The following is a 25,956-nucleotide window of genomic DNA, read 5'->3' on the forward strand; positions in this document are numbered from 1 at the left end:
CAGGTGGGACATTACTCCGTGCGGGAGGCGTTTTCTCGGGCGCCCCAGGGGGCCTAGGACGAAAGTCCGGTGTCAGGCTGGTAAGCGTGGAGCGACGGACCGGGAGGTGCCGGATGCCGGAGGGTGGCCGGTTGCAGGGGTACGAACACGAGCCGGAGCGCGGCCGGCAGCCCCGGGGGGCCCTGCCGTACGGGCTCGCCGAGGTGGTCGGACCCTCCATGGTGCCGACCCTGCACCCCGGCGATCAGCTGGTGGTCCAGTACGGCGCCGAGGTGCGCCCGGGGGACGTCATCGTCCTGCGGCACCCGATGCAGCAGGACCTGATGATCGTGAAGCGGGCCGTGGAACGCCGCGCGGGCGGCTGGTGGGTGCTGGGCGACAACCCGTTCGTGGAGAACGACAGCCGGGAGTTCGGCGCCGTCCCCGAGGACCTGGTGCTGGCCCGCGCCCGGGTGCGGCTGCGGCCGCCGCGCGCGCTGAAGGGTCAGCGGTCGCCGGCGGCGCTGCTGTCCTGGGCGGCCTCGGCCGTCCGGCCGCTGGGGCCGGTGCGCTCGGTGCGCCCGGGCCGGTCCGAGCGCTCCGAGCCGCGTTCGGACCGCTCGCCCTCGAGGCGTTTGCGGGCCCGGTAGGCGGCCACGTTGGCACGGGTCGCGCAGCGGTCCGAGCAGTACCGCCGGGAGCGGTTGGTCGAGGTGTCGAGGTACGCCCGGCGGCAGGGCGGGGCCTGGCAGATGCCGAGCCGGTCGACGCCCAGCTCGGTGAGGTGGAAGGCGAGACCCATCGCCGCCGTCGCCGCGTAGCCGGCGGTCGCGTTCGCCGGGTGGTCCGCGATGTGCAGGTGCCAGTCGGGGCGGCCGTCGGCGTCCCGCAGCTCGTGGCCCGAGATCTGCGGGCTGACCGGGAACTCCATCAGCAGCGCGTTGAGCAGGTCGACCGCCCGTACCTCGTCGCCCTCGTCGGCCGCTTCGAAGACCGCCCGGAGCCGGGCCCGGACGCCGCGGAGCCGGGTGACGTCCGCCTCCGTCGTCCGCCGGGCCGCCTGGGCGGCCGGGCCGAAGAGCTCCCGCACCGCTTCGACCGAGGTCAGCTCGTCGGTGCCGTGGACCGGGTCCTCGCTGTTGACCAGGCGCACGGCGTAGTCCGAGTAATAGGCCAGTTCCACTTGTAGTCCTTACCGGGGGCGGTCTAGGGTCGGTGGCGCTCGGAGTAACGACCGAGTCTGCTTCGAGGGTATTACTGGTCGGACGGTTCGGAGGATCGGTATGACGGAGACGGTGGCCGCACGCGCGGACTGGACAGCCTGGCAGACCAGTTGGGACCGCCAGCAGGAGTGGTACCTCCCGGACCGCGAGGAACGCTTCCGGGTGATGCTCGACATGGTCGAGGCGCTGGTGGGCCCCGAGCCGAGGGTGCTCGACCTCGCCTGCGGCACCGGGAGCATCTCGGCCCGGCTGCTGCGCCGCTTCCCCGGGGCGGTCAGCACCGGCGTCGATCTCGACCCGGCGCTGCTGACCATCGCCCGCGGCTCCTTCGAGGGCGAGTCCCGGGCCGAGTTCGTGACCGCGGACCTGACGGACCCGGAGTGGACGAGCCGGCTGCCGCACCGGCAGTACGACGCGGTGCTGACCGCCACGGCGCTGCACTGGCTGACGAGCGACCAACTGCGGACCCTCTACGGGCAGCTCGCCGGGGTGCTCCGGGACGGCGGGGTCTTCGTCAACGCCGATCACATGCCCGACGCGTCGACGCCCCGGATCAACGAGGCCGAGCGGGTCTTCCGGCACGCGCGGCAGGAGCGGGAGAAGGCCGCGGGCGCCCAGGACTGGGAGGGCTGGTGGCGCGAGGTGGCGGCCGATCCGGTCCTCGCGGGCCCGGCGGCCGAGCGCTTCCGGATCTTCGGCAACCCGTCCGACGGCGACCACGCCGACGGCGAGGTGCAGTCGGCCGCGGCGCACGCCGAGGCACTGCGGGTGGCGGGCTTCGCCGAGGCGCGGACCGTGTGGTGCTCGCCGTCGGACGCGGCGGTGCTGGCGCTGAAGTAGCCCGTGCCCGTCGCGGCGGGGCCGCTCCGACGCGACGGCTCCGGGAGCCCGCGGGGCCTCGACGCCGGAATCCCGGGCCGGACGTGATCGTCCGGCCCGGGATTCCGCCGTTTCCGGCCCGGCTCCCCGCGGTCGGTTTCCCGTGGCGGGCGCCGGCCGTACCGCTAGAGCACCTTGGAGAGGAACCCCTTGGTGCGCTCGTGCTGCGGGTTGGTCAGCACGTCCCGCGGGTGGCCGGACTCGACCACCACACCGTCGTCCATGAAGACCAGCGCGTCGCCCACCTCGCGGGCGAAGCCCATCTCGTGGGTGACGACGATCATCGTCATGCCGTCCTCGGCGAGTCCGCGCATGACGTCCAGGACGTCGCCGACCAGCTCCGGGTCGAGGGCCGAGGTCGGCTCGTCGAAGAGCATCAGCTTCGGCTCCATGGCCAGGGCGCGGGCGATCGCCACCCGCTGCTGCTGGCCGCCGGAGAGCTGGGACGGGTAGTTCCGCGCCTTGTCGGCCAGCCCGACCCGGTCCAGCAGCCGCTGGGCCCGCTCCCGGGCCACGGCCTTGGTCTCGCCCTTGACCTGGACGGGCGCCTCCATGACGTTCTCCAGCGCCGTCATGTGCGGGAAGAGGTTGAACCGCTGGAACACCATGCCGATGTCCCGGCGCCGGAGAGCGACCTCGCTGTCCTTGAGCTCGTAGAGCTTGTCGCCCTTCTGCCGGTAGCCGACCAGCTCGCCGTCGACGTAGAGCCGCCCGGCGTTGATCTTCTCCAGATGGTTGATGCACCGCAGGAAGGTGGACTTGCCTGAGCCCGACGGCCCGATGAGGCAGAACACCTCGCGCGGGGCGACCTCCAGGTCGATGCCCTTGAGGATGTGGGCCGCGCCGAAGGACTTGTGGACACCCTCGGCCTTCACCATCGCGTTCATCCGACGGCACCTCCACGGTTGCTGAAGGAGGTCAGATTGACCTTGATTCGCTGGAACGGGGTCAGCGGCAGACTGCGCAGCGACCCCTTGGCGTAGTGACGCTCCAGGTAGTACTGGCCTACGCTGAACACACTGGTCATCACCAGGTACCAGAACGAGGCGACCAGGAGGAGCTCGAACGTCGCGAACGTCGTCGAGCCGATGTTCTGGGCAGCGCGCAGCAGGTCGACATACGACACGACCGTCACCAGTGACGACGTCTTGAGCAGGTTGATGAACTCATTGCCGGTCGGCGGGACGATCACGCGCATCGCCTGCGGCAGGACGACGCGGCGCATTGTCTTCGTCCCGGTCATGCCGAGGGCGTGTGCCGCCTCGGTCTGCCCCTCGTCCACGGACTGGATGCCCGCACGCACGATCTCCGCCATATAGGCGCCTTCGTTCAGCCCGAGCCCGAGGAGAGCGACCATGAACGGCGTCATGACGTCGGTCATCTCGTCCTTGTAGAAGCCGAGATTGAGGATCGGGAAGATGAGCGCGAGGTTGAACCAGATCAGCAACTGCACCAGGACCGGGGTGCCGCGGAAGAACCAGATGTACAGCCAGGCGACGCTGCCGGTCACCGGGTTCTTCGACAGCCGCATCACGGCGAAGACCAGCCCCAGCACCAGGCCGATGATCATGGAGAGAACGCTGATCAGCAGGGTGCGGCCGGCGCCCGCCAGGATGCGGTCGTCGAACAGGTAGTCCCCGACCGTCGCCCAGCGGATGTTGCCCTGGGAGAACGAGTACACCAGCAGGGCGAGCAGGCCCAGCACGACCACGGCGCTGACCCAGCGCCCGTAGTGCCGCACCGGGATCGCCCGGATGTCCTCCGGCGGAACGGAGGCGGTCTCCTTGGAGACCTGGGGCCCGTCGGGCGGGGTGCCGCCGTCGGACTCCTTCTTGAACTTGTCACTCACGGGGGTTGCCCTTCGAATGGAACGCGTGGGGTCAGGAACCGGCGTTGACGGCCGCCTTCTCCACGGCGCTGTCGGTTACGTCCCACTTCTCGAGGGCCTTCTTGTACGAGCCGTCGGCGATGCTCTTGTCCAGAGCCGCCTTGAGTGCGTCCCGCAGCTGGGTGTTCTTCTTGCTCACCGCGATGCCGAACGGACCGGCCTCGGTCTGGTCACCGGTGACCTCGAAGTCCTTGCCGCCGCCCGCCGTCTTCGCGATGTACGACGCGACAGGGAAGTCGTTGAGGTCGGCCACGGCGCCCCCGGACTTGACGCGCGTCTGGGCCTCGGCGTCGCTGTCGAAGGACTCGATCGTGAGCTTGCCCTTCTTGTCCTTGGCGCACTTCTTGGCCTGCTTCTGGAAGGTGGTCTCGTAGATCGTGCCGCGCTGGACGGCCACCTTCTGGCCGCACAGGTCATCCAGTGACTTGATGCCCTTCGGGTTGCCCTTCTTCACGAGCAGCGAGACGCCCGAGTTGAAGTAGTCCACGAAGTCCACGCCCGGGCCGGCCTTCTTGCCCTTGTCGTCGATGCCCTGCTGGCGCTCCTTGGTGTCGCTCATCGAGGACATGATGATGTCCGAGCGGCCGGAGTTCAGGCCGGTGATCAGCCCGTCGAAGGTTCCGCTGGTGAACTGGAACTGGACGCCCAGCTGCTTGCCGAGGGCTTCGGCGACCGCGGGGTCGACGCCGACGATCTTGCCGCCCTCCTCGAACTCCATCGGGGCGTAGGTGGCGTCGGTGCCGACTTTGATGACCTTGGACTTCTGGATGTCCTGGGGCAGCTCGGAGAAGAGGGGCGCCTGAGAGCCCTGGCTGCTCCCGCCCTCCTTGGCGCCTTCCGTCTGGTCACCGCACCCGGTGAGCAGCAGGGCTCCGGTGACCGCGATCGCGCCGGCGGCGGCCATCCGGGACCTGCGGGCGGCCGAGCGACGCGTGTAGCTTGCGGTCATGGCTGGGTCCTCCTGCATGTGAAGGGATCCGGCGGCCGGGAACGTTTTTTCGGGACCGGCCACCGTGTGTGATGCGCGCATCTTGCCATCCGGACGGCCCCGAACAGGGCGCCAGTCATGTCAAAATCGGATAACGGGTGACCCTCCCCGACCGCCGGACCGTCCCGACAACCGGGACGTGTGGGACATGGCGCGGAGAAGTACCGGGCGTCATGTCCGGATTGACGCTGTTCATGGGCGTGTGTTCACAGTTTTACCGCTATCACAGTAAACGTGGATGTCTGGCGCGGCGCTGCAATGGAAGTCACTCGTCCATCACTCCGCGCGTCCGGTAGAAAAGACCCTTACACCCCTCACCCGGGGCTCAGGGCGCGTGTGCGGCGCGCCCGGCGTCCGTACTACTCCCTGTGCGGCGGGCCATCCGCCAAGCAGGGCATCGGACGCGGTGCCCGCCCGTCCCGCAACCTGGGGCGGTTTACCCTCAAACAGAATCGACAAAGGGGTCAACAAAGTGGCAGCGGAGATCGTGAATCCTCGCAGTGACGGAGAGACGGACGGCGAAGGGCTCTTCGATCCGGCCTTCGCACTGCACCGGGGCGGCAAGATGGCCGTCCAGTCCACCGTGCCGGTGCGCGACAGGGACGACCTGTCCCTCGCCTACACGCCGGGCGTCGCCAAGGTGTGCAGCGCCATCGCCGAGCAGCCGGAGCTCGTCCACGACTACACCTGGAAGTCCCAGGTCGTGGCCGTGGTGACGGACGGCAGCGCGGTGCTGGGGCTCGGCGACATCGGGCCGGAGGCGTCGCTTCCGGTGATGGAGGGCAAGGCCATCCTCTTCAAGCAGTTCGGTGGCGTGGACGCGGTTCCCATCGCCCTGGACTGCCGGGACAGCGACGAGATCGTCGACACCGTCGTCCGGCTCGCCCCGTCCTTCGGCGGAGTGAACCTGGAGGACATCTCCGCGCCGCGCTGTTTCGAGATCGAGCGCAAGCTCCAGGAGCGGCTGGACATCCCCGTCTTCCACGACGACCAGCACGGCACGGCGGTGGTCACCCTCGCCGCGCTGCGCAACGCCGCCAAGCTCACCGACCGCTCGCTCGGCCAGCTGCGCGCGGTGATCTCGGGTGCGGGCGCGGCCGGTGTCGCCATCGCCAAGATCCTGGTCGAGGCCGGCATCGGCGATGTCGCGGTGTGCGACCGCAAGGGCATCGTGAGCCAGGACCGTTCGGACCTCACCGACGTCAAGCGGGAGCTGGCGGGCTTCACCAACAAGGCCGGGCTCTCCGGTTCCCTGGAGACCGCGCTCGACGGCGCGGACGTCTTCATCGGCGTCTCCGGCGGCACGGTCCCGGAGTCCGCGGTCGCGACGATGGCGAAGGACTCGCTGATCTTCGCCATGGCCAACCCGAACCCGGAGATCCACCCGGAGGTCGCGGCCCGCTACGCGGCCGTGGTCGCCACCGGGCGCAGCGACTTCCCGAACCAGATCAACAATGTGCTCGCCTTCCCGGGCATCTTCGCGGGCGCCCTGCAGGTGCGGGCCTCGCAGATCACCGAGGGCATGAAGCTGGCCGCCGCGGAGGCGCTGGCCGCCGTCGTGGCCGACGAGCTGAGCGCGGACAAGGTGATCCCGTCGCCGTTCGACGAGCGGGTCGCGCCGGCCGTGACCGCTGCCGTCGCGGCGGCCGCCCGGGCCGAGGGCGTCGCCCGCCGGTAGTCACCGCATGTTCCGCGTCCGCCGGTGCCTCCGGCGGACCCGGGCGGGCCGCGGCGCACGTACGGTGCGCCGCGGCCCGCGGTCGTTTCCGAAGGTGGTGGCCGTGCGGGCCTGTGCGGTGCCGCCCCGTCACCTCCTCGGCTGCCCGGGCCCGTCGGCCGACGGCCCGTCCGTGCGTCGGCCGCTCCTCGTGCGCCGTTCTCCGCCCGGTGCCCGATGCCCCCCATGCCCGGAGCTCGTCCGGCGTCCGGGCCGCCGTTCGGAGCAACGTCACACCGGTCCGTGGTTCCGCCCCGTCCCGCCCGCGGCCTAGGGTCAAGGTCATGTTCGCCGCCTACGCCGCTCGCATCGACCGTGACCAGCCGCTCAACGGCCTCGTGCTGGGGGACCGCCCCGCGCCGGAGGCCCGCCCCGGCTGGACGACCGTCAACGTCAAGGCCGCCTCGCTCAACCACCACGACCTCTGGTCGCTGCGGGGCGTCGGTCTCGGGGAGGAGTCCCTGCCGATGATCCTCGGGTGTGACGCCGCGGGGACCGACGAGCACGGGAACGAGGTGGTCATCCACTCCGTGATCGGACAGACCGGCCACGGCGTGGGACCGGACGAGCCGCGCTCCATCCTCACCGAGCGCTACCAGGGCACGTTCGCCGAACAGGTCACCGTCCCGGCCTGGAACGTCCTGCCCAAGCCGAAGGAGCTGTCCTTCGAGGAGGCCGCCTGTCTGCCGACGGCCTGGCTGACCGCGTACCGGATGCTGTTCACCAACGCGGCCGTCCGGCCCGGCGACTCGGTCCTGGTCCAGGGCGCGGGCGGCGGGGTGGCCACGGCCGCGATCGTCCTCGGCCGGGCCGCCGGACTCCGGGTCTACGCCACCAGCCGGGACGAGGCCAAGCGCAAGCGCGCCGTCGAACTGGGCGCGGTCGAGGCCTTCGAGCCCGGCGCGCGGCTGCCGCAGCGGGTGGACGCGGTGATCGAGACGGTGGGCGCCGCGACCTGGTCCCACTCCGTCAAGTCCCTGCGGCCGGGCGGCACGCTGGTCATCTCCGGCGCCACCTCCGGGCCCAGCCCGAAGTCCGCCGAGCTCAACCGGATCTTCTTCCTGGAGCTGAAGGTCGTGGGCTCCACCATGGGCGACAAGGGCGAGCTGGAGGACCTGCTCAGCTTCTGCGCGGCGACCGGCGTACGGCCCGTCATCGACAGCGTGCTGCCGCTGGACCGGGCCCGCGAGGGCTTCGAGAAGATGGCCGGCGGAGACCTCTTCGGCAAGGTCGTTCTGACGGTGTGACACCACGCGCCTCCGGGCCGTGCGGCGGCGCCGCCCGGTGCGACACCCCGGGCGGCGCCCGGTGCGGAACGCACCACGGACCCGGCCGGGCGGGGCGGATCCCTCCTCCCCGTCCGGCGGCCGGGTGCCCGGGGGTCACTCCGTGGGCTGCCGGTCCTCCGGGCCGTGCAGCAGCGCCGCCAGGTGCGCCGCCGCCGTGGACAGATGGCGCCGGGCCTCCCGCAACTGGTCCTCGCTGACGCCGTGGTCGCGGGCGAGGTCACGCACCTCGTCCCGGAAGCGGTCCAGGAGACGCTCCAGGTCACGGGCCGGGTCGGCGGACGGCGCGGCCGGATCCTCGGCCCACTGAGGGGTACGGCCGGCCGGCTCGGGCCGGATGTACGGGGGCCAGGCGGTGACCCGCTCGGCCAGTCCGCCGAGCGTCCCGACCTGACGGCTCAGTTCCGTCATGCCCTCGCGCAGCGCGCCCTGCCAGTCGCCGGTCCGGGCGTGCGACTGCACCTGGTCCTGGACCTGACGCGCGATCCGCCGGACCTCCTCGTGCGCCTGCGCCCGCGCGTCCTTGGCCTGCTCGCGGGCCCGTTGGGCGTCCTGCTGCGCCCGTCGGCTCTCCTCCCGGGCCCGGCGGGCCTGTTCCTTCCACTCGTCCTTGGCCCGGCGCATGTCCTCCTTGGCCTGCCGCCAGGCGTCGCTGTCCTCCCGGGGAGCCTCGTGACTCCGTCCGGACGTCCGGGCGTCGCGGGCGGCGGCGCGCATCTCCCGGCGGAGGTCGCCGGCCGACGCGCTGACGTCCTGCCGGATCTCGGCGGCGAGTTCGGCCACCGAATCGCGGATCTCCAGCTCCAGCTCGGCGAGTTCCCCCTGCCGGCCGGCGAGTTCCGCGCGCCCGGCGTCGGTGATCGAGTACACCTTGCGGCCGCCCTCGGTGGTGTGGGTGACCAGGCCCTCGGCCTCCAGCTTCGCCAGGCGGGGGTACACGGTGCCGGCGGACGGCGCGTACAGCCCCTGGAAGCGCTCCTCCAGCAGACGGATCACCTCGTAGCCGTGGCGCGGCGCCTCGTCGAGCAGCTTGAGGAGGTAGAGCCGCAGCCGGCCGTGGGCGAAGACGGGGGGCATGTCAGAGCACCTTCTTGTCGGTGGGGCGTGCGGGTGCGGCCGTGCCGTCGGGGCCCGCGGGCGCGGTGCCGTCGTCGAGGCGCGGGCCGCCGGCACCGTCGGGCGCTCCGGCGTCCTCCGCGGCCGGCCGGCGCAGCAGGGCGATGGCGCCCGAGACGGTCGTGGCGGTGAGGGTACCGGTACCGGCGCCGAGGGTTCCGGTGATGCGCTTGGCGCCCCACTGGCCGGTGACCCGCAGATCGTCGAACGCGTTGGAGAGCGCGCCGCTGGTGGTGTTGGCGGTGACCGTCGCGTCGGCGGGGTGCGGCAGCCGGATCGCCACCTCCCCGGAGACGGTCGTCAGACGGATGTCCGGGCCCGTGCCGACGGGGGCGAGGTCCAGCGCGAGGTTGCCGCTGACCGTCTCCGCCTTCACCGAGGTGCCGGAGCCGTCGAGCACGGTCATGTCGCCGGAGACCGACTGGAAGTGCAGGTCACCGGTGACCGACTGGGCCTCCAGCCGGCCGCTGACCGTCTCCGCCCGGACGGGGCCGGTGAGCCCGACGAGGGTGCTGTCACCGGAGACGCTCCGCAGCTCCGTAGGCCCGGCGACGCCGGAGACGAACGCCGCCGCGCCGACCACCCCCACCTCGACACCGGCACCGGCCGGAACGGTGACCGACACGACGGCGTGCCGGTTCCAGCTCCTGCGGTCGAGCCAGTTCCTGCGGTCGAGCCAGGCGAAGAGACCCTTCCGGGCCAGGTCGTCGTAGGTGACCGTCAGGACGCTCCCCTTCCGGGTGACGGTGAGCGGCGGCCCGTTCAGCTCCGAGATCTCCAGCCGGGCGGGCTCCCCGCTGTCCGTGCCGACGACATTGACCGTGCCGCCCACGATGCGCACGGTGACGGCGCTGACGGGCTCGTCGAGGGCGAGCGTGCGCGGCGCGTCGATGGACCACTCGGAACGGGCTGACATCCCTGACCTCCTCCGGGCGGAACGCGACGCAACATATCGCGTCCCTTTCCTGAACACGATATATCGCGGATTGGGGAAGTCAAGGGAGTCCGGGACGCGTAAGTCGCGATACGGGGCCCGCACCGGACGGTCGCGATACGGCGCCGGGCCCGGCCCCTGTGTCAGGGCGGGGCCGGCTGCGGCCTACTCGTCGTCCTCGTCGTCCAGCCGGGCGAGCCAGGTGGCCAGCCGCTCCACCGGGACCTCGAAGTCCGGGTTCAGGTCGACGAATTCGCGCAGCCGCTCGGCGACCCAGGCGAAGGAGACCTCCTCCTCGCCCCGCCGGCTCTCCAGCTCCTCGATACCGCGGTCGGTGAAGTACACAGTGCTGCTCCAGGTCGGTGAGTGCTTGCGCCCCAGGTTATGCGGGCGCCGAGGGGCCCGGCCGGAGTGGGCCCGGGCGGGGGCGTGCGGGGGTGCGGCAGTGCGGAACGGCCGCCCCGGGGACGGCCCGGACCTCGGACGGCCGGACCGGGGGAGCCCGAGCCGGTCACGCCGGAGGGCCCGGCACCGCGCATCCGCGGTGCCGGGCCCTCCGTGCCGTGGCGTACTGCCGGCCGTGGGTCAGATGTCGAAGACCTCGTCGACCAGGGCCTGCTGCTCCGCCTGGTGGCGCTTGGCCGAACCGACGGCCGGGGAGGAGGAGTGCGGCCGGGAGACCCGGACCAGACGCTCCTTGTGCGGCACATCGGCGCCGACCGCCAGATCGAGGTGGTCGATCAGGTTGAGCGCGATGAACGGCCAGGCACCCTGGTTCGCCGGCTCCTCCTGGGCCCAGACGAACTTCTCCGCGCCCGGGAACTTCGCCATCTCCTCCTGGAGCTCCTTGCCCGGCAGCGGGTAGAGCCGCTCCAGCCGGACGATGGCGGTGTCCGTCGCGCCGCGCTTCTCCCGCTCCGCCGCGATGTCGTAGTACACCTTGCCGGAGGTGAAGACGACCTTGCGGACGGCGGCCGGGTCGACGGTGTCGTCGCCGATCACCGGGCGGAAGCCGCCGGTGGTGAACTCCTCGGCCTTCGACGCCGCCGCCTTGAGCCGGAGCATCGACTTCGGGGTGAAGACGACCAGCGGCTTGTGGTGCGGGTTGTGGACCTGCCAGCGCAGCAGGTGGAAGTAGTTCGACGGCAGCGTCGGCATCGCGACCGTCATGCTGTTCTGCGCGCAGACCTGGAGGAAGCGCTCGATCCGGGCCGAGGAGTGGTCCGGGCCCTGGCCCTCGTAGCCGTGCGGCAGCAGCAGGGTGACGCCGGAGGTCTGGGCCCACTTCTGCTCGGCCGAGGAGATGAACTCGTCCACGACGGTCTGGGCGCCGTTGACGAAGTCACCGAACTGCGCCTCCCAGAGCACCAGGGCCTCCGGGCGGGCCAGCGAGTAGCCGTACTCGAAGCCCATCGCCGCGTACTCGCTGAGCAGCGAGTCGTAGACGTTGTACCGGGCCTGGTCCTCGGACAGGTACAGCAGCGGGGTGTAGTCGTCGCCGGTCTCCCGGTCGACGAGCACCGCGTGCCGCTGGCCGAAGGTGCCGCGGCGGGAGTCCTGGCCGGACAGCCGGACCGGGGTGCCCTCCATCAGCAGCGAGCCGATGGCCAGGGTCTCGCCCATCGCCCAGTCGATCGTGCCGTCCTCGACCATCGCCGCGCGGCGCTGCAGCTGCGGCAGCAGCCGCGGGTGCACGGTGATCCGCTCGGGGATGGTGACCTGGGACTCGGCGATCCGCTTGACGACCTCCTGGGAGATCCCGGTGGTCACGGCGACCGGGAACTCCGGCTGGGCCTCGGGGATCTCCGCCGGAGCCGGGGCCGACGTGGCCTCCCGGACCTCGGTGAAGACCTTCTCCAGCTGGCCCTGGTAGTCCTGGAGCGCCTGCTCGGCCTCCTCCAGCGTGATGTCGCCCCGGCCGATCAGGGACTCGGTGTAGAGCTTGCGCACCGAGCGCTTCTTGTCGATCAGGTCGTACATCAGCGGCTGGGTGAAGGACGGGTTGTCCATCTCGTTGTGACCGCGGCGGCGGTAGCAGACGAGGTCGATCACGACGTCCTTGTTGAACGCCTGGCGGAACTCGAAGGCCAGCCGCGCGACGCGGACCACGGCCTCCGGGTCGTCGCCGTTGACGTGGAAGATCGGCGCCTCGATCATCCGCGCCACGTCGGTGCAGTACATCGACGAGCGGGACGCGGCCGGGGCGGCGGTGAAGCCGACCTGGTTGTTGATCACGATGTGCACGGTGCCGCCGGTGCGGTAGCCGCGCAGCTGCGACATGTTCAGCGTCTCCGCGACCACGCCCTGGCCCGCGAAGGCCGCGTCGCCGTGGAGCTGGATCGGCAGGACGGTGAAGTCCGTGCCGGCCTTGCCGATGATGTCCTGCTTGGCGCGGGCGACACCCTCGACGACCGGGTCCACGGCCTCCAGGTGGGAGGGGTTGGCGGTGAGCGAGACCTTGATCTGCTCGCCGTCCAGACCGGTGAAGGTGCCCTCGGCGCCCAGGTGGTACTTCACGTCGCCGGAGCCGTGCATCGACTTCGGGTCGAGGTTGCCCTCGAACTCCCGGAAGATCTGCGCGTACGACTTGCCCACGATGTTGGCGAGGACGTTCAGCCGGCCGCGGTGGGCCATGCCGATGACGGCCTCGTCCAGCCGGGACTCCGCCGCCGAGTCGATCACCGCGTCGAGCAGCGGGATGACGGACTCGCCGCCCTCCAGCGAGAAGCGCTTCTGGCCGACGTACTTCGTCTGCAGGAAGGTCTCGAAGGCCTCCGCGGCGTTCAGCCGGCGCAGGATCCGCAGCTGCTCCTCGCGCTCCGGCTTGGTGTGCGGGCGCTCCACGCGGTCCTGGATCCACTTGCGCTGCTTCGGGTCCTGGATGTGCATGAACTCGATGCCGGTGGTGCGGCAGTACGAGTCGCGCAGCACACCGAGGATGTCCCGCAGCTTGAGCATGGACTTGCCGGCGAAGCCGCCGACCGCGAACTCGCGCTCCAGGTCCCACAGGGTGAGGCCGTGCTCGACGATGTCCAGGTCGGGGTGCTTGCGCTGCTTGTACTCCAGCGGGTCGGTGTCGGCCATGACGTGGCCGCGGACCCGGTAGGAGTGGATCAGGTCGAAGACCCGCGCGGCCTTGGTGACGTCGTCGTCGTGGGTGACGTCGATGTCCCGCATCCAGCGGACCGGCTCGTACGGGATCCGCAGCGACTTGAAGATCTCGTCGAAGAAGTCGTTCTCGCCGAGCAGCAGCTGGTTCATGATCCGCAGGAACTCGCCGGAGGCGGCGCCCTGGATCACCCGGTGGTCGTACGTGCTGGTCAGCGTCATGACCTTGGCGACGCCCAGCTTGTTCAGGGTGTCCTGCGAGGTGCCCTGGAACTCGGCCGGGTAGTCCATGGAGCCGACGCCGATGATGAGGCCCTGGCCGGGCATCAGCCGCGGCACGGAGTGCACGGTGCCGATGCCGCCGGGGTTGGTCAGCGACGCGGTGACCCCGGTGAAGTCCTCCATCGTCAGCTTGTTGTTCCGGGCCCGGCGGACGATGTCCTCGTACGCCTGCCAGAACTCGAAGAAGTTGAGCGTCTCGGCCTTCTTGATCGCCGCGACGACGAGCTGACGGTCACCGTTCGGCTTCACCAGGTCGATGGCGAGGCCGAGGTTGACGTGCTCGGGCTTGACCAGCGTCGGCTTGCCGTCCTTCTCCGCGAAGGAGTGGTTCATCGACGGCATCGCCTTCAGCGCCTGCACCATGGCGTAGCCGATGAGGTGCGTGAAGGACACCTTGCCGCCGCGGGCGCGCTTGAGGTGGTTGTTGATGACGATGCGGTTGTCGAACAGCAGCTTCACCGGGACCGCGCGGACGGACGTGGCCGTCGGCAGCTCCAGGGAGGCGTTCATGTTCTTCGCGACGGCCGCGGAGGGGCCGCGGAGCGGCACGAACTCGGCTCCGGACGGCGCCGGGGCGGCGGCCTTGGCGGCGGGCTTCGCGTCGGCGGCCTTGGCGGCCGGCTTGGCGTCCGCGGGCTTGGCCGGCGCGGCGGGCTTCGCCTCGGCGGGCTTGGCGGCGGGCTTCGCCGCCGGGGGAGCGGCCGGCGCGGCCGCGTCCTTGGCTGCGGGGGCGGCGGCCTCCGGCTTCGGCGCCGGGACCGGGGCCCCGGGCTTCGCCTGCGGCGGCGCGGCCACCGCGGAACCGGTGTCCTGACCGGGCTTGTAGTCGGCGAAGAAGTCCCACCAGGCTCGGTCGACCGAGTTCGGGTCCTGGAGGTACTGCTGGTAGATCTCGTCGACGAGCCACTCGTTGGGACCGAAGGCGGCCGCGGGGTTCTTCCCCTGCCCGTCTTCGTCTGTCGAGATGCTCGAGGTATTGGGGGACTGTGGCGACACGGCGGCAACCGCCCTCTTCCGCTTCCTAAGGTGGTGGACAGCGGAAATAAAGGCTACGCCCCTCCGGCCCGTGGTTGCAGGCCGGGCCGGTCAGTCGTCGCGCAAGTCACACTGATCGGCGGGTTTCGGCGCATGTTTTGGCGGGAAACACCGTGGGTTCGTGCCCGAACGGGTACGCCTGATCACCCGGCGCGGGCAACGGGCCCGGACGGGGTGCTTCCGCGGAGCCGCACCCGGGCCCCGGCCACGTCCTCCGTGGCGGGTCCGCCGGGCGGGTCCGTCGGTGCGGATGTCCCGGGGCCGGTGATCGGCCCCGCTTCCTCCACTTCCCGTTCGACCCTACGTCAACCCTGTGTCGTCGCGTTGCCCGGCAGAGTGACCCGGATCCGGCAGCCGCGCGGGGATTCGGCCACCCCGATGCTGCCGCCGTGCAGGTCCACCGCCCAGCGCGCGATGGCCAGGCCCAGCCCCGTACCGCCGTCGCTGCCCGGCCCGTGCGGGGTGGAGACGCTGCCCCGGTTGAAGCGCTCGAAGATCCGGTGCCGCTCGGACGCCGGGATGCCGGGGCCCTCGTCCAGGACCTCCAGGACCAGGCTGCCCGGCCCCTCGGAGCCGCGCCGGGCCCGCAGGGTGACCCGGCCGTGCGGCGGGCTGTGCTTGACGGCGTTGTCGACCAGATTGGCCACCACCTGGTGCAGCCGCTCCGCGTCCGCGTGCGCGGTCAGCTCGGGCGGCGTGACGTCCAGGTGCAGGTGGACGTCGGCCCGGGCCTGCTTCTGGCCCCGGGCGGCGGCGGCCATGCTGGCCTCCTTCAGCACGCCCGAGAGGTACGGCCACACCTCGAAGCGCCGGGTCCGCAGCGGGACGACGCCGTTGTCCAGCCGGGACAGGTCCAGCAGGGTCTCCACCAGCCGCCCCAGGCGCTCCGTCTGGCGCAGCGCGGTGCGCATCGTCTCCGGATCGGCCTCGGACACCCCGTCGACGACGTTCTCCAGCACCGCCCGCAGGCCCGCTATGGGGGTGCGCAGCTCGTGCGAGACGTTGGCGACCAGCTCCTTGCGGTGCCGGTCCACTGCCTCCAGGTCGGCGGCCATGTGGTTGAAGGTCTCCGCCAGGTCGCCCAGCTCGTCCCGGCGCCCCTCGCGGACCCGCCGGGTGTAGTCGCCGTTGGCCATCGCCCGGGCGACCGTCTTCATCTCGTCCAGCGGCGAGGTCAGGCCGTGCGCCACGAACTGCGTGATCAGCATCGTGGCGATGATCGAGAAGATGGTGACGATCCGGAGCTCGGTCGCCGTGTGGATGGAGACGAAGACCAGCAGGGTGGTGATGGTCACCGAGGCGATGACCAGCGCTCCCAGTGCGGCCTTGACCGAGCGGTACGGGTCCAGCGGCCGCAGCGCCTCCCACAGCCGGTGCACCGGGCCGGGCCGCGTCGGGTCCGGCGGGCGCCTGTTCACGGCGCCGGGGCGGCCGGGGTCTCGAGCGCGTAGCCCACACCGTGCACGGTGCGGATGCGCTCCGCGCCGATCTTGCGCCGCAGCGCCTTGATGTGGCTGTCGACGGTTCTGGTGCCGGAGGCGTCCGCCCAGTCCCACACCTCGGCCAGCAGCTGCTCCCGGGAGAGCACCGCGCGCGGCGTGTTGGCCAGGCACACCAGCAGGTCGAACTCGGTCGGGGTGAGGTGCACGTCCTCGCCCCGGACCCGCACCCGGCGCTGCGCGTGGTCGATCTCCAGCTCGCCGAAGCGCAGGATCCCGGTCCGCGGGGTGGTCGCGGCCTGCGTGGCCCGCTCCACCCGGCGCAGCAGGACGTGCACCCGGGCGGCCAGCTCCCGCATGGAGAAAGGCTTCGTCATGTAGTCGTCCGCGCCGACCCCGAGGCCCACCAGCATGTCGGTCTCGTCGTCCCGGGCGGTGAGCATGAGCACCGGCACCGGCCGTGCCGCCTGCACCCGGCGGCACACCTCCAGCCCGTCGAAGCCGGGCAGCATCACGTCGAGGACCAGCAGATCGGGCTGCCAGGCCTCGGCGGTGTCCACGGCGGCGGGGCCGTCCATGGCCGTCTGCACCTGGAATCCCTCGGCGCGCAGCCGGACCGCGATGGCGTCCACGATGGTCGCATCATCCTCGACCACGAGGATGCGGCGCTGGGCGCCCGGAGTGGGCGCCGCGCCGCCGAGCGCGCCGTTGTGTGTCTGCTCCATCGTCCCTGCCCCTGCGAGGTTTCCCCGTGCCGTACCGGCCCCGGTCGCTGCTTGGAGCAGGGTACGGGCAGCGTGCGTTCCTCGGCTACGCAGGGCGAATCGCGAGGTGGACGGCGTCGGGGACGCCTCGGGCAACCGGGATCTCTTCGGTCCGTACATCCACGAACCCGGCATTGCGCAACGCGTCCTCGAACGCCGCGGAGGGCTGCGCCGACCACACCGCGAGCACCCCGCCCGGCGTCAGGCGCTCCCGGCAGGCCGCCAGGCCCGCCGGCCCGTAGAGACCGCCGTTGTCCTCGGTGACCGTCCAGTCGGGCCCGTTGTCGATGTCCAGGCACAGCGCGTCGTACCGGTCGGCGGGCCCGTCGGTGCCGTGCACATGGCCGACGAGGTCGGCGCGGAGGATCTCGGTGCGCGGGTCCGCGAGCGCCGGCGCGGAGATCCGCGCCAGCGGCCCCGCGCGGTGCCAGTCGATCACCGCCGGCTCGCGCTCGACGACCCGGATGCGCCCCCAGCGGGGCTCCTCGGCGGCCCTGACCAGGGAGAATCCCACCCCGAGGCCTCCGATGAGCACCGTGGGCGACGGGCGGTCGTCGGGCAGCGCGGCCAGCGCGGCGTCGATCAGCAGCCGTTCGGAGCGTCCGTCGGAGGTGTCCATCAGGAAGCAGCCGTTGGCGATGATCTCGAAGTGGCCGCCGCGGCGCCGCAGCACCACCTCGCCGTACGGACCCTCCCGGCGGTCGACCGTGACCGGCCCGGAGTCGCCCTCGGTCGGTGTCGTCGGGATCGGCAGGGGCATGGCTGACGGATTCCTCTCGCTGCGGGCCGGTCGGCACCGGGCCTCCCGGACCGGCGGGCCGGCCCGCCGCCCGGACCCGCCCGGCGCCGCGCACGCCGCCGGGTCACCCGGATGCACCCATCAGCGTAGCGAGCGGCCCGGTGGCGTCGGGGGCGGACGGTTTTCGCCGCGGCCCGGTTGCCCGGAGTGAGGTATCTCATAGACGTGAGGTGCGGGGGCTTCGACCGGGAGCGGACGAGCCCGGCGGATGCGAGCACCCCGGCCGGCCCGGACGCGGCCCGGACGGGGCGCCGGCTGCTGTGCCGGGCGCCCGCGGACCGGAGGGGGCGGCTCTCGGCGGAGCGATGGGGGCGCCGGCCGCCGTTGCCGGGGTGGCCGTCCGCGGGCCGGGTGGGGCGGTGGCTGCCGACGCCGACGGGCACCCCTTTCACCTTCTGCTACGCCCTGCTGCTCACCGGCACCTCGCTCTTCGCGGACCGGGCCGACCCGGACCTGGTCCACCGGCTGCTCCGGGAGTCCAGCACCGACGTCGAGCATCTGGCGCACCACCCGCTCCTGGTCCTCGTCGCCAGCGCGCTGTGGATCGCGGGCCCGGCGCTCTCCCCGTACCCGGCCTGCTTCCTGCTCGTGCTCGCCGCGCTGGAGCGACGGCTCGGCGCGCCGCGCACCGCGGCCGTCTTCCTCCTCGGCCACGTCCTGGCGACCCTGCTCACCGAGGTGCCGGTCGCCTTCGCGGTCGCCGCGGGCCGGCTCCCGGCGAGCTCGCTCCACCGGCTCGACTACGGCATCAGCTTCGGCGTGCTGGGCGGCCTCGGCGCGCTCGCCGGACTCCTGCCGCCCCGGCTCCGCTGGGCCGTGCTGGGCGTCGCCGGGGTGGCCCTCGCCCAGGACCTGGCCGAACTCGCCAGCCCGCTCAGCAACTGGGGACACCTGCTGGCCCTGCTGACCGGGGTCGCCTGCTGGCCGGTGGTGCGCGGGTGGGAGAAGGAGCGGCGGGAGGCGGCGGCCCGGGCGTCGGGGAAGCGGGGGACGGGGGCGCCGCGCGGGGCGGGGGCCAGTGGGGAAGCGGGGTCCGGGTAGGCGGGGCGCGGACGCCGTCCCCCGCGGGCGGTGCGCCGGGCGTCAGTCGCGGAACGCCTCCGGGCGGGCCCCGCGCACGGCGTGGAGCGCGGCCCCCGCGGCGAACAGCGCACCGGCCGTCACCCAGGCCCAGACCTGCGGGCCGGGCTGCACGGGCCAGGCCCATACGGCTGCGGGGCCGCCGGGCCGACGGGGCGCCGCCAGGTACACCGCGCTGGTGTACGCCAGCATCGGCAGCCAGCTCAAGCGGGCGCCCAGGACCACCGCGCCGCCCGCGGTCACCCCCACCGCGCCGAGGAGGTTGCGCACCATCGCCGGGGCTCCGAACGCCTCCGGGTGGCCCGGTACGGACAGGGCGAGCAGCAGACCGGCGAGGACCGTCAGCCCCAGCAGATGCCGGAGGCGCCGCCGCCACCAGGGGCGTACGGCTGTCCGGTCCAGTTCGTCGGTGTGGCTGTGCAGGCTCGTTCCGACGGCCGCCGCGGCCAGCAGCGGGCCGAGGACGACCACCGGGACCCGCGCGGTGTGGTCGAACTCCGGCCGGTCCTGCAGCCAGTGCGCGCTCCACGCGGAGAGAGCGGCGCCGGCCAGGAGCGCGGCCAGCGCGCCGGCCAGGCCGCGGGACCGGGCGTACAGCGCGAAGGGCGTGAGGGTCACGGCGCCCGCACCGCGTCGAGGCGGCAGGTCCGGGCCGCGGCGAAGTACCGGCCGAGCCAGGCCGTCCGTTCCCTCTCCGGCAGGGCGCTCAGCCGGCTCCGCAGAGCGGTGGTTCTCCGCGGGGGCACGCCGGTATCGGCGGTCCGGCCGGGCGCGAGCCACTGGAGGACCCCCTCCGAGAGCGTCATGAACCGCTCGTCGTCCCAGTAGGCATCGCAGTCCGGCCGGACGGCCTGGGAGAGCGTGTCCCGGGCGAAGGTCCGGCTCGGGGCCGAGCCGGAGGACAGGTCCAGCGGCAGCTCGCCGGGGCGCGGCGGGCCGGGCCGTTCCACGAACCGGCGGGGCGCGTTCGGCACACCGCGGAGCTTCTCGCCGGCGCCGGCCAGCGCCGCCGAGACCTGTGGCAGCAGCCGTCGGTGGGCGCGGGTCACGCAGACGTCGGGGACGCCGCTGTCGCAGACCGCCGTCGCGGTCGCCGGGTCGGGCCGCCACACACCGTCCCCGGTCTGCACCACCATGGCCGCCGCGGTGACCGCGAGCGTGAGCGGCAGCAGCGCGCAGGCCCGGTGGCGGGCGGTGAGCAGCAGCGCTGTCGCGGCCAGGCCGCCGGTCCACAGCATCATGGCCGGTCCGAACCACCACACGGGCTGCTGCCACAGGCTGTACGCCTGCTCCGCCGGGCTCAGCAGGCGGGCGGACGACAGGGAGTAGTCCGGAACGGCCAGGGCGAGATACGCGGCGAGCGCCAGCAGCGGCGGCAGCAGCCGCCACCGGACGGCCCGGCCCGCCGCGAACCCCAGGGCCCCGAGCGAGGCGAGGGCCACCGCGTCCGCGGCCAACAGGGACCCGAACGGGCGGCCGGCGGGAGCGTGCAGCCAGGTGACCGTCAGACAGCCCGCCGCCGCCGGCAGATAACCGGCCACCGGCCACAGCGCCGCCGGCGCGTACGCCGTCAGGACGTGACGCAGCGGTGCACGCGGGAACGAGGCCCGCAGCTCCCCGGTCCGGCGCCGGTGCTCGCGGCCGCCCTGCCAGGCCCCTGCCGCGATCACCACCGGGCCGCACAGCAGGAGGGAGACCGTCCGGAGCAGGCCGGTGGTGTCCGCCCAGCCGGTCCGCCACTCGGGGGCCTTCGCGGCCATGGCGATCGCGACGGTACCGGCCACGACGGCCCCGCTGAGGGGGCCGATGCCGCGGAGCAGCTCACTGCGGAGCGGGTGCGCGCGCCGGTGCCCCCACCCGGCGGCGTCCCCTCCACGGGGCGTCGTCCGGCCGGTGCCGCCCGCCGACCCCTGTACGGCGGGTGCCACCGGCACGTCCTGCGCGGCGGTGCCGGTCGGGTCCGCGGCCGGAGAACCGGACGCGGCCGGAGCCGCCGGGCCGGAGAGAACCGGCCCCGGAGGAAGAGGAGGAAGAGAGGGAGGGGGTGTGCCTCCGTCGGGCGCGGTCATCGGCCCGCCCCCGTTCCCGCTGTTCCCGTGGCGGTCGCCGGTCCTGCCGTTGCCGCTGCCCCGGCCGCGGTTCCGGCGGCCCGGTGGCCGCGCAGCGCGGCCGAGTAGCCGCGCTCGATGGCGTTGCCGGCCGTGTCGTCGCCGGGTGCGCCGCGGCCCAGGGCGGCCAGGCTCTGCGGAGTGCCGCGGTAGGCCACCCGCCCCGCCTCCAGAAGGGTCACCTCCGTGCACGCGGCGGCCACGTCCTCCACCAGGTGGGTGGAGACGATCACGGTCGCGGTGGTGCCCAGTTCCCGGAGCAGGGACCGGAACTCCATCCGCTGTTCCGGGTCGAGACCAGCCGTCGGTTCGTCGAAGAGCAGCAGTTCCGGATCGTTGACGATCGCCTGGGCGATGCCGACCCGCCGGACCATGCCTCCCGACAGGGAGCGGACCTTCGCGTCGAGGCGGCTCGTCAGGCCGACCCGGGCCACGGCCCGCTCGACCGCGGACGCCGTCCGTTCTCCGGGCATCTCCTTGAGCCACGCCACGTACGCCACGAACTCGCGCACCGTGAACCCCGGATAGAAGCCGAAGTCCTGGGGGAGATAGCCGAGACGGCGCCGGACCTCCGTGCGGGCCGCGTGACCCGGGCGGCCCGTGGCCGACACGGGGCGGTTCAGCAGGTCCACCGCTCCGGAGGCCGGGGCGGCGACGGTCGCCAGCACCCGGATGAGGGAGGTCTTGCCCGCGCCATTGGGCCCGAGCAGTCCGTGGACGCCCGGTCCGAAGCCCAGGTCGACGGCGTCGAGCGCGGTGGTCCGACGGTGACGCACCGTCAGCCCGCGGATCGAAACAGTGGTCACGGACGCTCCAGGTGGTCGAAGGAGGCGCGGCGCAGGACGAGCAGACCGGCGCAGACCGCGGCCGCCGCGGCCCAGGAACCCTGCGCGACGGCCCCGGAGAACGCGCTGTTCAGGGTCTCGGTGAGGGCGTCGGCCGGTGGTGCCGCGATCCCGTCGCCCCCGGGCCGCGCGGCCAGCGCGTGTCCGGCCACGGCCAGCAGCCAGCCACTGCCGATGCCCGCAGCGGCGTTCCGGCAGCCGGTGAGGGAGCCGAGGGCGAGAGCCGCCAGGGTGAGGGCGAGTCCCGGCAGCAGCCAGGCCGCCGCTCCTGGAACCCCGGGCGCGCCGGGAAGCAGCAGCCCGGTGAGTGTCAGCAGTGGCACGCTCACCGCGAGGACCGCCGCCGTGCGGGTCAGCAGCAGCCGCAGCCCCCCGGACGGGGTGGCGGCGATCAGCTCGTGGAGCGGGTCGGAGCTCCGGCCGTACGAGGCGGCCACCCCGGCGAGCGGCAGCACCGGTGCGAGCGCCAGCAGCAACGGACGCGCCCCGGTGTACCCCGCGAGGTGTGCGGTGGTCACGGCGACTGCGGCGGTGAAGAGGAGCGACGCGAGCCAGGGGCCGCGCAGGGCGGGGCCCGCTGCCCAGCCGATCCGGCCGAGTGCGCCCCGGTGCCGGCGGCCGGCGGCCGCCGCTCCGCCGGATGCCTCCGCCACGACCGTCGTCAGCAGCGCCTCCCGCACCTCGGCGAGCACCGGCCCGGCCGTGCCCGCCCGGACGGCGTCCGAGACGCGCGCGGCGCACCCCGTGCAGGACTCGACATGCTTCTCCAGCGACCAGGCCTCGGTCTCGGGCAGGGTTCCCGCGGCGTAGGTGCGGGCGTGCTCGGGGGGGACGTGCCAGTCGGCGGCGCGGCGGTTCATACGGTGCCTCCCAGTGCGTCGGGCGAGGCGTCCAGCCGGGCGAGCGCGCTGCGCAGCTCCCGGCGGGCCCGCATCGCGCGGGTCTTGACGGTGCCTTCCGGAATGCCCAGCAGCCGCGCGGTCTCCCGGGTGCTGAGGCCGTCGACGACGGTGGCGCGCAGGACCTCGCGCAGCTCCGGGGAGAGACGGTCGAGAGCGGTGCCCACATCGCCGTACTCCAGGCCGGCCAGCACCCGTTCCTCGGCGGACGGTGCCGCGGCCCGGGCGCCGTCCGGTTCCCGCCGGGCGTGGGCGGCGTGCACCTCGGCCGCGCGGACCTGGCTGCGCCGGGCGTCCACCAGCCGGCGGGCCGCGATCACCCAGAGCCAGCCGCCCGCTTCGGTGCCGCGGTGCGAACCGGCCGACTGCCAGACCGTCACAAAGGTGTCCTGCAGCACCTCCCGCACGGTCTCCGGATCGGCGCACCGCCGGGAGAGCCGCGCCTGGAGCCATCCCGCGTGCCGGTCGTACAGCGCGGCCAGCGCCTCGGCATCCCCCCGGGCGACGGCGCGCAGCAGCTCCGCGTCACCCCGCTCTGCCCCCATGGGCCCGAACCGTCTCACGGGATGTCTATCGCCCGGCGCGTCCAGGCCGGTTCACGGCGGCCGGGGTCCGGCGGCGGCCGAGCCCTCCCGGCGGGCCGTCCCGGAACCCGCTCCTCGCGACCCGGTCACCCGAAAGCCCTGCTCACACCTGTACCGGGCGGTCAGGACCCTTCCGCTTCGCTCTCCCCGGTGACCGATCGCTCACAGCGAACGCCGCCGGGGGAACATCCCGACCCCGCCCGGCATTGAGTCATTAGCGCTCAACTTGAATGCCGAAGGGGAGATCATGGCTTCGACGTCCACACCGCTCACCCTGCCCGTGCTGCCGCTCGACGACGAGGTCGTGCTGCCCGGAATGGTGGTGCCGCTGGACCTGTCCGACACCGAGGTGCGGGCCGCGGTGGAGGCCGCGCAGGCCGCCGCGCGGTCCGGGGGCGGCAAACCGCGGGTGCTGCTGGTCCCACGGGTCGACGGCACCTATGCCGGGATCGGCACCCTCGGCGCCGTCGAACAGGTCGGCCGGCTCTCCGACGGCGACCCCGGCGCGCTCATCCGCGGCGTCGGCCGGGTGCGCGTGGGGGCCGGGACCACCGGGCCCGGCGCCGCCCTCTGGATCGAGGGCACCCGGGTCGAGGAGGTCACCCCCACCGGCCCCGACGGCGAGGGGCTGCCGGGCTCCGTCACCGAGCTGATGAAGGAGTACAAGGCCCTCGCCACCAGCTGGCTGCGCAAGCGCGGCGCCTGGCAGGTCGTGGACCGGGTGCAGCAGATCGACGACGTGTCCCAGCTCGCCGACAACGCCGGCTACTCGCCGTTCCTCACCGTGCAGCAGCGGGTGCAGCTGCTGGAGACCACCGACCCGGTGGCCCGCCTCCGGCTGGCCGTCGGCTGGCTCGGCGAGCACCTCGCCGAGCAGGACGTCGCCGAGTCCATCGCCAAGGACGTCCAGGAGGGCGTCGACAGGCAGCAGCGGGAGTTCCTGCTGCGGCGTCAGCTGGAGGCCGTCCGCAAGGAGCTCTCCGAGCTGAGCGGCGACCCGGACGACGAGTCCGACGACTACCGGGCCCGGGTCGAGGCCGCCGACCTCCCGGAGAAGGTGCGCGAAGCGGCCCTCAAGGAGGTCGACAAGCTGGAGCGGTCCTCCGACCAGAGCCCCGAGGGCAGCTGGATCCGCACCTGGCTCGACACCGTGCTGGAACTGCCGTGGAACGAGCGGACCGAGGACGCGTACGACATACCCGGCGCCAAGGCCGTCCTCGACGCCGACCACGCCGGCCTCGACGATGTGAAGGAGCGCATCACCGAGTACCTGGCCGTGCGCAAGCGGCGCACCGACCGCGGGCTGGGCGTCGTCGGCGGCCGCCGCGGCGGTGCCGTCCTCGCCCTCGTCGGGCCTCCCGGCGTCGGAAAGACCTCGCTCGGGGAAAGTGTCGCCCGCGCGATGGGCCGGAAGTTCGTCCGCGTCGCGCTCGGCGGCGTCCGGGACGAGGCGGAGATCCGCGGCCACCGGCGCACCTACGTCGGCGCGCTGCCCGGCCGGATCGTCCGCGCCGTGAAGGAGGCCGGGTCCATGAACCCGGTGGTGCTGCTCGACGAGATCGACAAGGTGGGGTCCGACTTCCGGGGCGACCCGGCCGCCGCCCTGCTCGAAGTCCTCGACCCGGCCCAGAACCACACCTTCCGGGACCACTACCTGGAGGTCGAGCTCGACCTGTCGGACGTCGTCTTCCTGGCCACCGCCAACGTCCTGGAGGCGATCCCGGAGGCGCTGCTCGACCGGATGGAACTGGTCCGGCTGGACGGCTACACCGAGGACGAGAAGGTCGTCATCGCCCGCGACCACCTGCTCCCGCGCCAGCTGGAGCGGGCGGGCCTGGAGCCCGGCGAGGTGGTCCTGGAGGACGAGGCGCTGCGCCGGCTGGCGGGGGAGTACACCCGCGAGGCGGGCGTGCGGAACCTGGAGCGGGCCGTCGCCCGGCTGCTGCGCAAGGTCGCGGCCCGGCACGAGCTCGGCGAGCAGGAACTGCCGCTGACCGTCGGCCCGGACGGCCTGCGGCCGCTCGTCGGACGCCCGCACCACGTGCCGGAGTCCGCCCAGGACCCGGGCGAGCGGCGCACCGCGGTGCCGGGTGTGGCGACCGGACTCGCGGTGACCGGGGCGGGCGGCGACGTCCTCTTCGTCGAGGCCTCGCTCGCCGACCCGGAGACCGGGGGCAGCGGACTGACGCTGACCGGGCAGCTCGGCGACGTCATGAAGGAGTCGGCGCAGATCGCGCTCTCCTTCCTGCGCTCGCACGGTGCGGAGCTGGAATTCCCCGTCGGCGACCTGAAGGAGCGGGGCGTGCACCTGCACGTCCCGGCCGGTGCCGTGCCCAAGGACGGGCCGAGCGCGGGCATCACCATGACCACCGCGCTCGCCTCGCTGCTGTCCGGCCGCCGGGTCCGCGACGACGTGGCGATGACCGGCGAGGTGTCGCTGACCGGACGGGTGTTGCCCATCGGCGGCGTGAAGCAGAAGCTGTTGGCCGCGCACCGGGCGGGCGTCACCACCGTGGTGATCCCCAAGCGGAACGAGGCCGACCTCGACGAGGTGCCCGCCGAGATCCTGGAGAAGCTGGACGTCCACCCCGTCTCCGATGTCCGTCAGGTCATGGAGCTGGCCCTGGAGTCCACGGCGGCCCCGGTGCGGGCGGCCGCGTAACGGCTGCGGACCGGCACAGTCACCTCCGCAACCACGACCACCACGACCACCACGACCACCACCACCGCGGCGGGGGGGGGGGGGGGGGGGCCCCCCGCCCCCCCGCCCCCCCCGGGGGGGGGCCCCCCCCCCCCCCCCCCCCGCCCCCCCCCCCCCCCCCCCCCCCCCCCCCCCCGCCCCCGGGGCCGCCCCCCCCCCCCACCTACAGGGGGCCAACCCCCGCCCCGCGCACTAGCGGACGGGCCGCCCCCCCCCGGGGCCCCGCGCCCTTCCGGCGTCGGTGCGGGCCCGGCCCGGTGCCGCTACGCGACGTCGTTGGCGTAGTCGGTCCAGATGCGCTG

The 25,956-nt window shown here is 73.2% G+C and carries 21 protein-coding genes and 1 pseudogene; 6 read left to right on the forward strand and 16 right to left on the reverse strand.

The window, feature by feature from the left end; translation table 11 throughout:
• Nucleotides 1-113: 113 nt before the first annotated feature.
• Nucleotides 114-440, forward strand: a pseudogene (gene sodX, locus ACFYYR_RS30350) (nickel-type superoxide dismutase maturation protease); the annotation flags it as partial.
• A 44-nt stretch (nucleotides 441-484) separates the two neighbouring features.
• Here sodX and ACFYYR_RS30355 read toward each other — a convergent pair.
• Nucleotides 485-1,162: a CGNR zinc finger domain-containing protein gene (locus tag ACFYYR_RS30355; protein ID WP_388860665.1), complete on the reverse strand. Its 678-nt coding sequence runs from the start codon at nucleotides 1,160-1,162 to the stop codon at nucleotides 485-487.
• Nucleotides 1,163-1,262: 100 nt separating this feature from the next.
• Here ACFYYR_RS30355 and ACFYYR_RS30360 point away from each other — a divergent pair, with 100 nt between their 5' ends.
• On the forward strand, nucleotides 1,263-2,042 hold the full coding sequence (locus tag ACFYYR_RS30360) for a class I SAM-dependent methyltransferase (RefSeq protein ID WP_388860668.1): 780 nt from the start codon (nucleotides 1,263-1,265) through the stop codon (nucleotides 2,040-2,042).
• 164 nt (nucleotides 2,043-2,206) lie between these two features.
• On the opposite strand, the gene ACFYYR_RS30365 is transcribed toward ACFYYR_RS30360, so the two are convergent.
• The 3 genes from ACFYYR_RS30365 to ACFYYR_RS30375 are packed head-to-tail and all read right to left on the reverse strand — an operon-like array spanning nucleotide 2,207 to nucleotide 4,918.
• Nucleotides 2,207-2,968: an amino acid ABC transporter ATP-binding protein gene (locus tag ACFYYR_RS30365; RefSeq protein ID WP_388860671.1), complete on the reverse strand. Its 762-nt coding sequence runs from the start codon at nucleotides 2,966-2,968 to the stop codon at nucleotides 2,207-2,209.
• A complete protein-coding gene (locus ACFYYR_RS30370; protein WP_388860674.1) occupies nucleotides 2,965-3,930 on the reverse strand; it encodes an amino acid ABC transporter permease in 966 nt (321 codons plus the stop codon). The genes ACFYYR_RS30365 and ACFYYR_RS30370 overlap by 4 nt, the downstream gene beginning before the upstream one ends.
• A gap of 31 nt (nucleotides 3,931-3,961) precedes the next feature.
• Nucleotides 3,962-4,918 carry an ABC transporter substrate-binding protein gene (locus ACFYYR_RS30375; protein ID WP_388860677.1) on the reverse strand — a complete coding sequence of 319 codons (957 nt, stop codon included), beginning with the start codon at nucleotides 4,916-4,918 and terminating at the stop codon, nucleotides 3,962-3,964.
• A gap of 511 nt (nucleotides 4,919-5,429) precedes the next feature.
• Between ACFYYR_RS30375 and ACFYYR_RS30380 the strand changes: the two genes are divergently transcribed.
• Nucleotides 5,430-6,635 carry an NADP-dependent malic enzyme gene (locus ACFYYR_RS30380; RefSeq protein WP_351515382.1) on the forward strand — a complete coding sequence of 402 codons (1,206 nt, stop codon included), beginning with the start codon at nucleotides 5,430-5,432 and terminating at the stop codon, nucleotides 6,633-6,635.
• A gap of 323 nt (nucleotides 6,636-6,958) precedes the next feature.
• Complete coding sequence (locus ACFYYR_RS30385; RefSeq protein ID WP_388860680.1) at nucleotides 6,959-7,921, forward strand: zinc-binding dehydrogenase; 963 nt, start codon at nucleotides 6,959-6,961, stop codon at nucleotides 7,919-7,921.
• Nucleotides 7,922-8,056: 135 nt separating this feature from the next.
• Here ACFYYR_RS30385 and ACFYYR_RS30390 read toward each other — a convergent pair whose 3' ends face one another.
• The 7 genes from ACFYYR_RS30390 to ACFYYR_RS30420 all read right to left on the reverse strand — a co-directional run bounded on the left by ACFYYR_RS30390 (nucleotide 8,057) and on the right by ACFYYR_RS30420 (nucleotide 17,398).
• Nucleotides 8,057-9,037: a helix-turn-helix transcriptional regulator gene (locus ACFYYR_RS30390; RefSeq protein ID WP_388860683.1), complete on the reverse strand. Its 981-nt coding sequence runs from the start codon at nucleotides 9,035-9,037 to the stop codon at nucleotides 8,057-8,059.
• A gap of 1 nt (nucleotide 9,038) precedes the next feature.
• Nucleotides 9,039-9,992 carry a DUF4097 domain-containing protein gene (locus tag ACFYYR_RS30395; RefSeq protein WP_388860686.1) on the reverse strand — a complete coding sequence of 318 codons (954 nt, stop codon included), beginning with the start codon at nucleotides 9,990-9,992 and terminating at the stop codon, nucleotides 9,039-9,041.
• A 183-nt stretch (nucleotides 9,993-10,175) separates the two neighbouring features.
• Nucleotides 10,176-10,355, reverse strand: coding sequence for a DUF6104 family protein (locus ACFYYR_RS30400; RefSeq protein ID WP_351515783.1), 180 nt, complete (start codon nucleotides 10,353-10,355; stop codon nucleotides 10,176-10,178).
• A gap of 240 nt (nucleotides 10,356-10,595) precedes the next feature.
• A complete protein-coding gene (locus ACFYYR_RS30405) occupies nucleotides 10,596-14,396 on the reverse strand; it encodes a multifunctional oxoglutarate decarboxylase/oxoglutarate dehydrogenase thiamine pyrophosphate-binding subunit/dihydrolipoyllysine-residue succinyltransferase subunit (protein ID WP_388860690.1) in 3,801 nt (1,266 codons plus the stop codon).
• Nucleotides 14,397-14,740: 344 nt separating this feature from the next.
• Nucleotides 14,741-15,853 (reverse strand): ATP-binding protein, encoded by a 1,113-nt coding sequence (locus ACFYYR_RS30410; RefSeq protein ID WP_388860693.1) that lies wholly within the window; start codon nucleotides 15,851-15,853, stop codon nucleotides 14,741-14,743.
• On the reverse strand, nucleotides 15,850-16,599 hold the full coding sequence (locus tag ACFYYR_RS30415) for a response regulator transcription factor (RefSeq protein WP_388860698.1): 750 nt from the start codon (nucleotides 16,597-16,599) through the stop codon (nucleotides 15,850-15,852). The genes ACFYYR_RS30410 and ACFYYR_RS30415 overlap by 4 nt, the downstream gene beginning before the upstream one ends.
• A gap of 85 nt (nucleotides 16,600-16,684) precedes the next feature.
• Nucleotides 16,685-17,398: a spermidine synthase gene (locus ACFYYR_RS30420; RefSeq protein ID WP_388860701.1), complete on the reverse strand. Its 714-nt coding sequence runs from the start codon at nucleotides 17,396-17,398 to the stop codon at nucleotides 16,685-16,687.
• Between the two features lie 390 nt (nucleotides 17,399-17,788).
• On the opposite strand from ACFYYR_RS30420, the gene ACFYYR_RS30425 reads away from it, so the two are divergent.
• Entirely contained in the window at nucleotides 17,789-18,478 is a 690-nt protein-coding gene (locus ACFYYR_RS30425) for a rhomboid-like protein (RefSeq protein WP_388860704.1), read from the forward strand.
• Between the two features lie 42 nt (nucleotides 18,479-18,520).
• Here the strand turns inward: ACFYYR_RS30425 and ACFYYR_RS30430 are convergent, their stop codons facing one another.
• The 5 genes from ACFYYR_RS30430 to ACFYYR_RS30450 all read right to left on the reverse strand — a co-directional run bounded on the left by ACFYYR_RS30430 (nucleotide 18,521) and on the right by ACFYYR_RS30450 (nucleotide 22,914).
• Nucleotides 18,521-19,135 carry a hypothetical protein gene (locus ACFYYR_RS30430; protein WP_388860707.1) on the reverse strand — a complete coding sequence of 205 codons (615 nt, stop codon included), beginning with the start codon at nucleotides 19,133-19,135 and terminating at the stop codon, nucleotides 18,521-18,523.
• The gene (locus ACFYYR_RS30435) at nucleotides 19,132-20,445 is read right to left on the reverse strand and encodes a hypothetical protein (RefSeq protein WP_388860710.1); all 1,314 of its coding nucleotides are present in this window, start codon (nucleotides 20,443-20,445) and stop codon (nucleotides 19,132-19,134) included. The genes ACFYYR_RS30430 and ACFYYR_RS30435 overlap by 4 nt, the downstream gene beginning before the upstream one ends.
• 137 nt (nucleotides 20,446-20,582) lie before the next feature.
• On the reverse strand, nucleotides 20,583-21,431 hold the full coding sequence (locus ACFYYR_RS30440; protein WP_388860713.1) for an ABC transporter ATP-binding protein: 849 nt from the start codon (nucleotides 21,429-21,431) through the stop codon (nucleotides 20,583-20,585).
• The gene (locus ACFYYR_RS30445; RefSeq protein ID WP_388860715.1) at nucleotides 21,428-22,330 is read right to left on the reverse strand and encodes a zf-HC2 domain-containing protein; all 903 of its coding nucleotides are present in this window, start codon (nucleotides 22,328-22,330) and stop codon (nucleotides 21,428-21,430) included. The genes ACFYYR_RS30440 and ACFYYR_RS30445 overlap by 4 nt, the downstream gene beginning before the upstream one ends.
• A complete protein-coding gene (locus tag ACFYYR_RS30450) occupies nucleotides 22,327-22,914 on the reverse strand; it encodes an RNA polymerase sigma factor (RefSeq protein ID WP_388860718.1) in 588 nt (195 codons plus the stop codon). The genes ACFYYR_RS30445 and ACFYYR_RS30450 overlap by 4 nt, the downstream gene beginning before the upstream one ends.
• 286 nt (nucleotides 22,915-23,200) lie before the next feature.
• Between ACFYYR_RS30450 and lon the strand changes: the two genes are divergently transcribed.
• The gene (gene lon, locus ACFYYR_RS30455; RefSeq protein ID WP_388860721.1) at nucleotides 23,201-25,615 is read left to right on the forward strand and encodes an endopeptidase La; all 2,415 of its coding nucleotides are present in this window, start codon (nucleotides 23,201-23,203) and stop codon (nucleotides 25,613-25,615) included.
• The last annotated feature ends 341 nt before the right edge of the window (nucleotides 25,616-25,956 follow it).

Source organism: Streptomyces sp. NPDC001922, from assembly GCF_042891165.1.
GTDB lineage: Bacteria > Actinomycetota > Actinomycetes > Streptomycetales > Streptomycetaceae > Streptomyces.

Coding starts and splice junctions, on each gene's coding strand:
- ACFYYR_RS30360 (WP_388860668.1), top strand. CDS start 1,263: ATGACGGAGACGGTGGCCGCACGCGCGGACTGGACAGCCTGGCAGACC.
- ACFYYR_RS30420 (WP_388860701.1), bottom strand. CDS start 17,398: ATGCCCCTGCCGATCCCGACGACACCGACCGAGGGCGACTCCGGGCCG.
- ACFYYR_RS30375 (WP_388860677.1), bottom strand. CDS start 4,918: ATGACCGCAAGCTACACGCGTCGCTCGGCCGCCCGCAGGTCCCGGATG.
- lon (WP_388860721.1), top strand. CDS start 23,201: ATGGCTTCGACGTCCACACCGCTCACCCTGCCCGTGCTGCCGCTCGAC.
- ACFYYR_RS30445 (WP_388860715.1), bottom strand. CDS start 22,330: ATGAACCGCCGCGCCGCCGACTGGCACGTCCCCCCCGAGCACGCCCGC.
- ACFYYR_RS30450 (WP_388860718.1), bottom strand. CDS start 22,914: ATGGGGGCAGAGCGGGGTGACGCGGAGCTGCTGCGCGCCGTCGCCCGG.
- ACFYYR_RS30395 (WP_388860686.1), bottom strand. CDS start 9,992: ATGTCAGCCCGTTCCGAGTGGTCCATCGACGCGCCGCGCACGCTCGCC.
- ACFYYR_RS30365 (WP_388860671.1), bottom strand. CDS start 2,968: ATGAACGCGATGGTGAAGGCCGAGGGTGTCCACAAGTCCTTCGGCGCG.
- ACFYYR_RS30390 (WP_388860683.1), bottom strand. CDS start 9,037: ATGCCCCCCGTCTTCGCCCACGGCCGGCTGCGGCTCTACCTCCTCAAG.
- ACFYYR_RS30385 (WP_388860680.1), top strand. CDS start 6,959: ATGTTCGCCGCCTACGCCGCTCGCATCGACCGTGACCAGCCGCTCAAC.
- ACFYYR_RS30415 (WP_388860698.1), bottom strand. CDS start 16,599: ATGGAGCAGACACACAACGGCGCGCTCGGCGGCGCGGCGCCCACTCCG.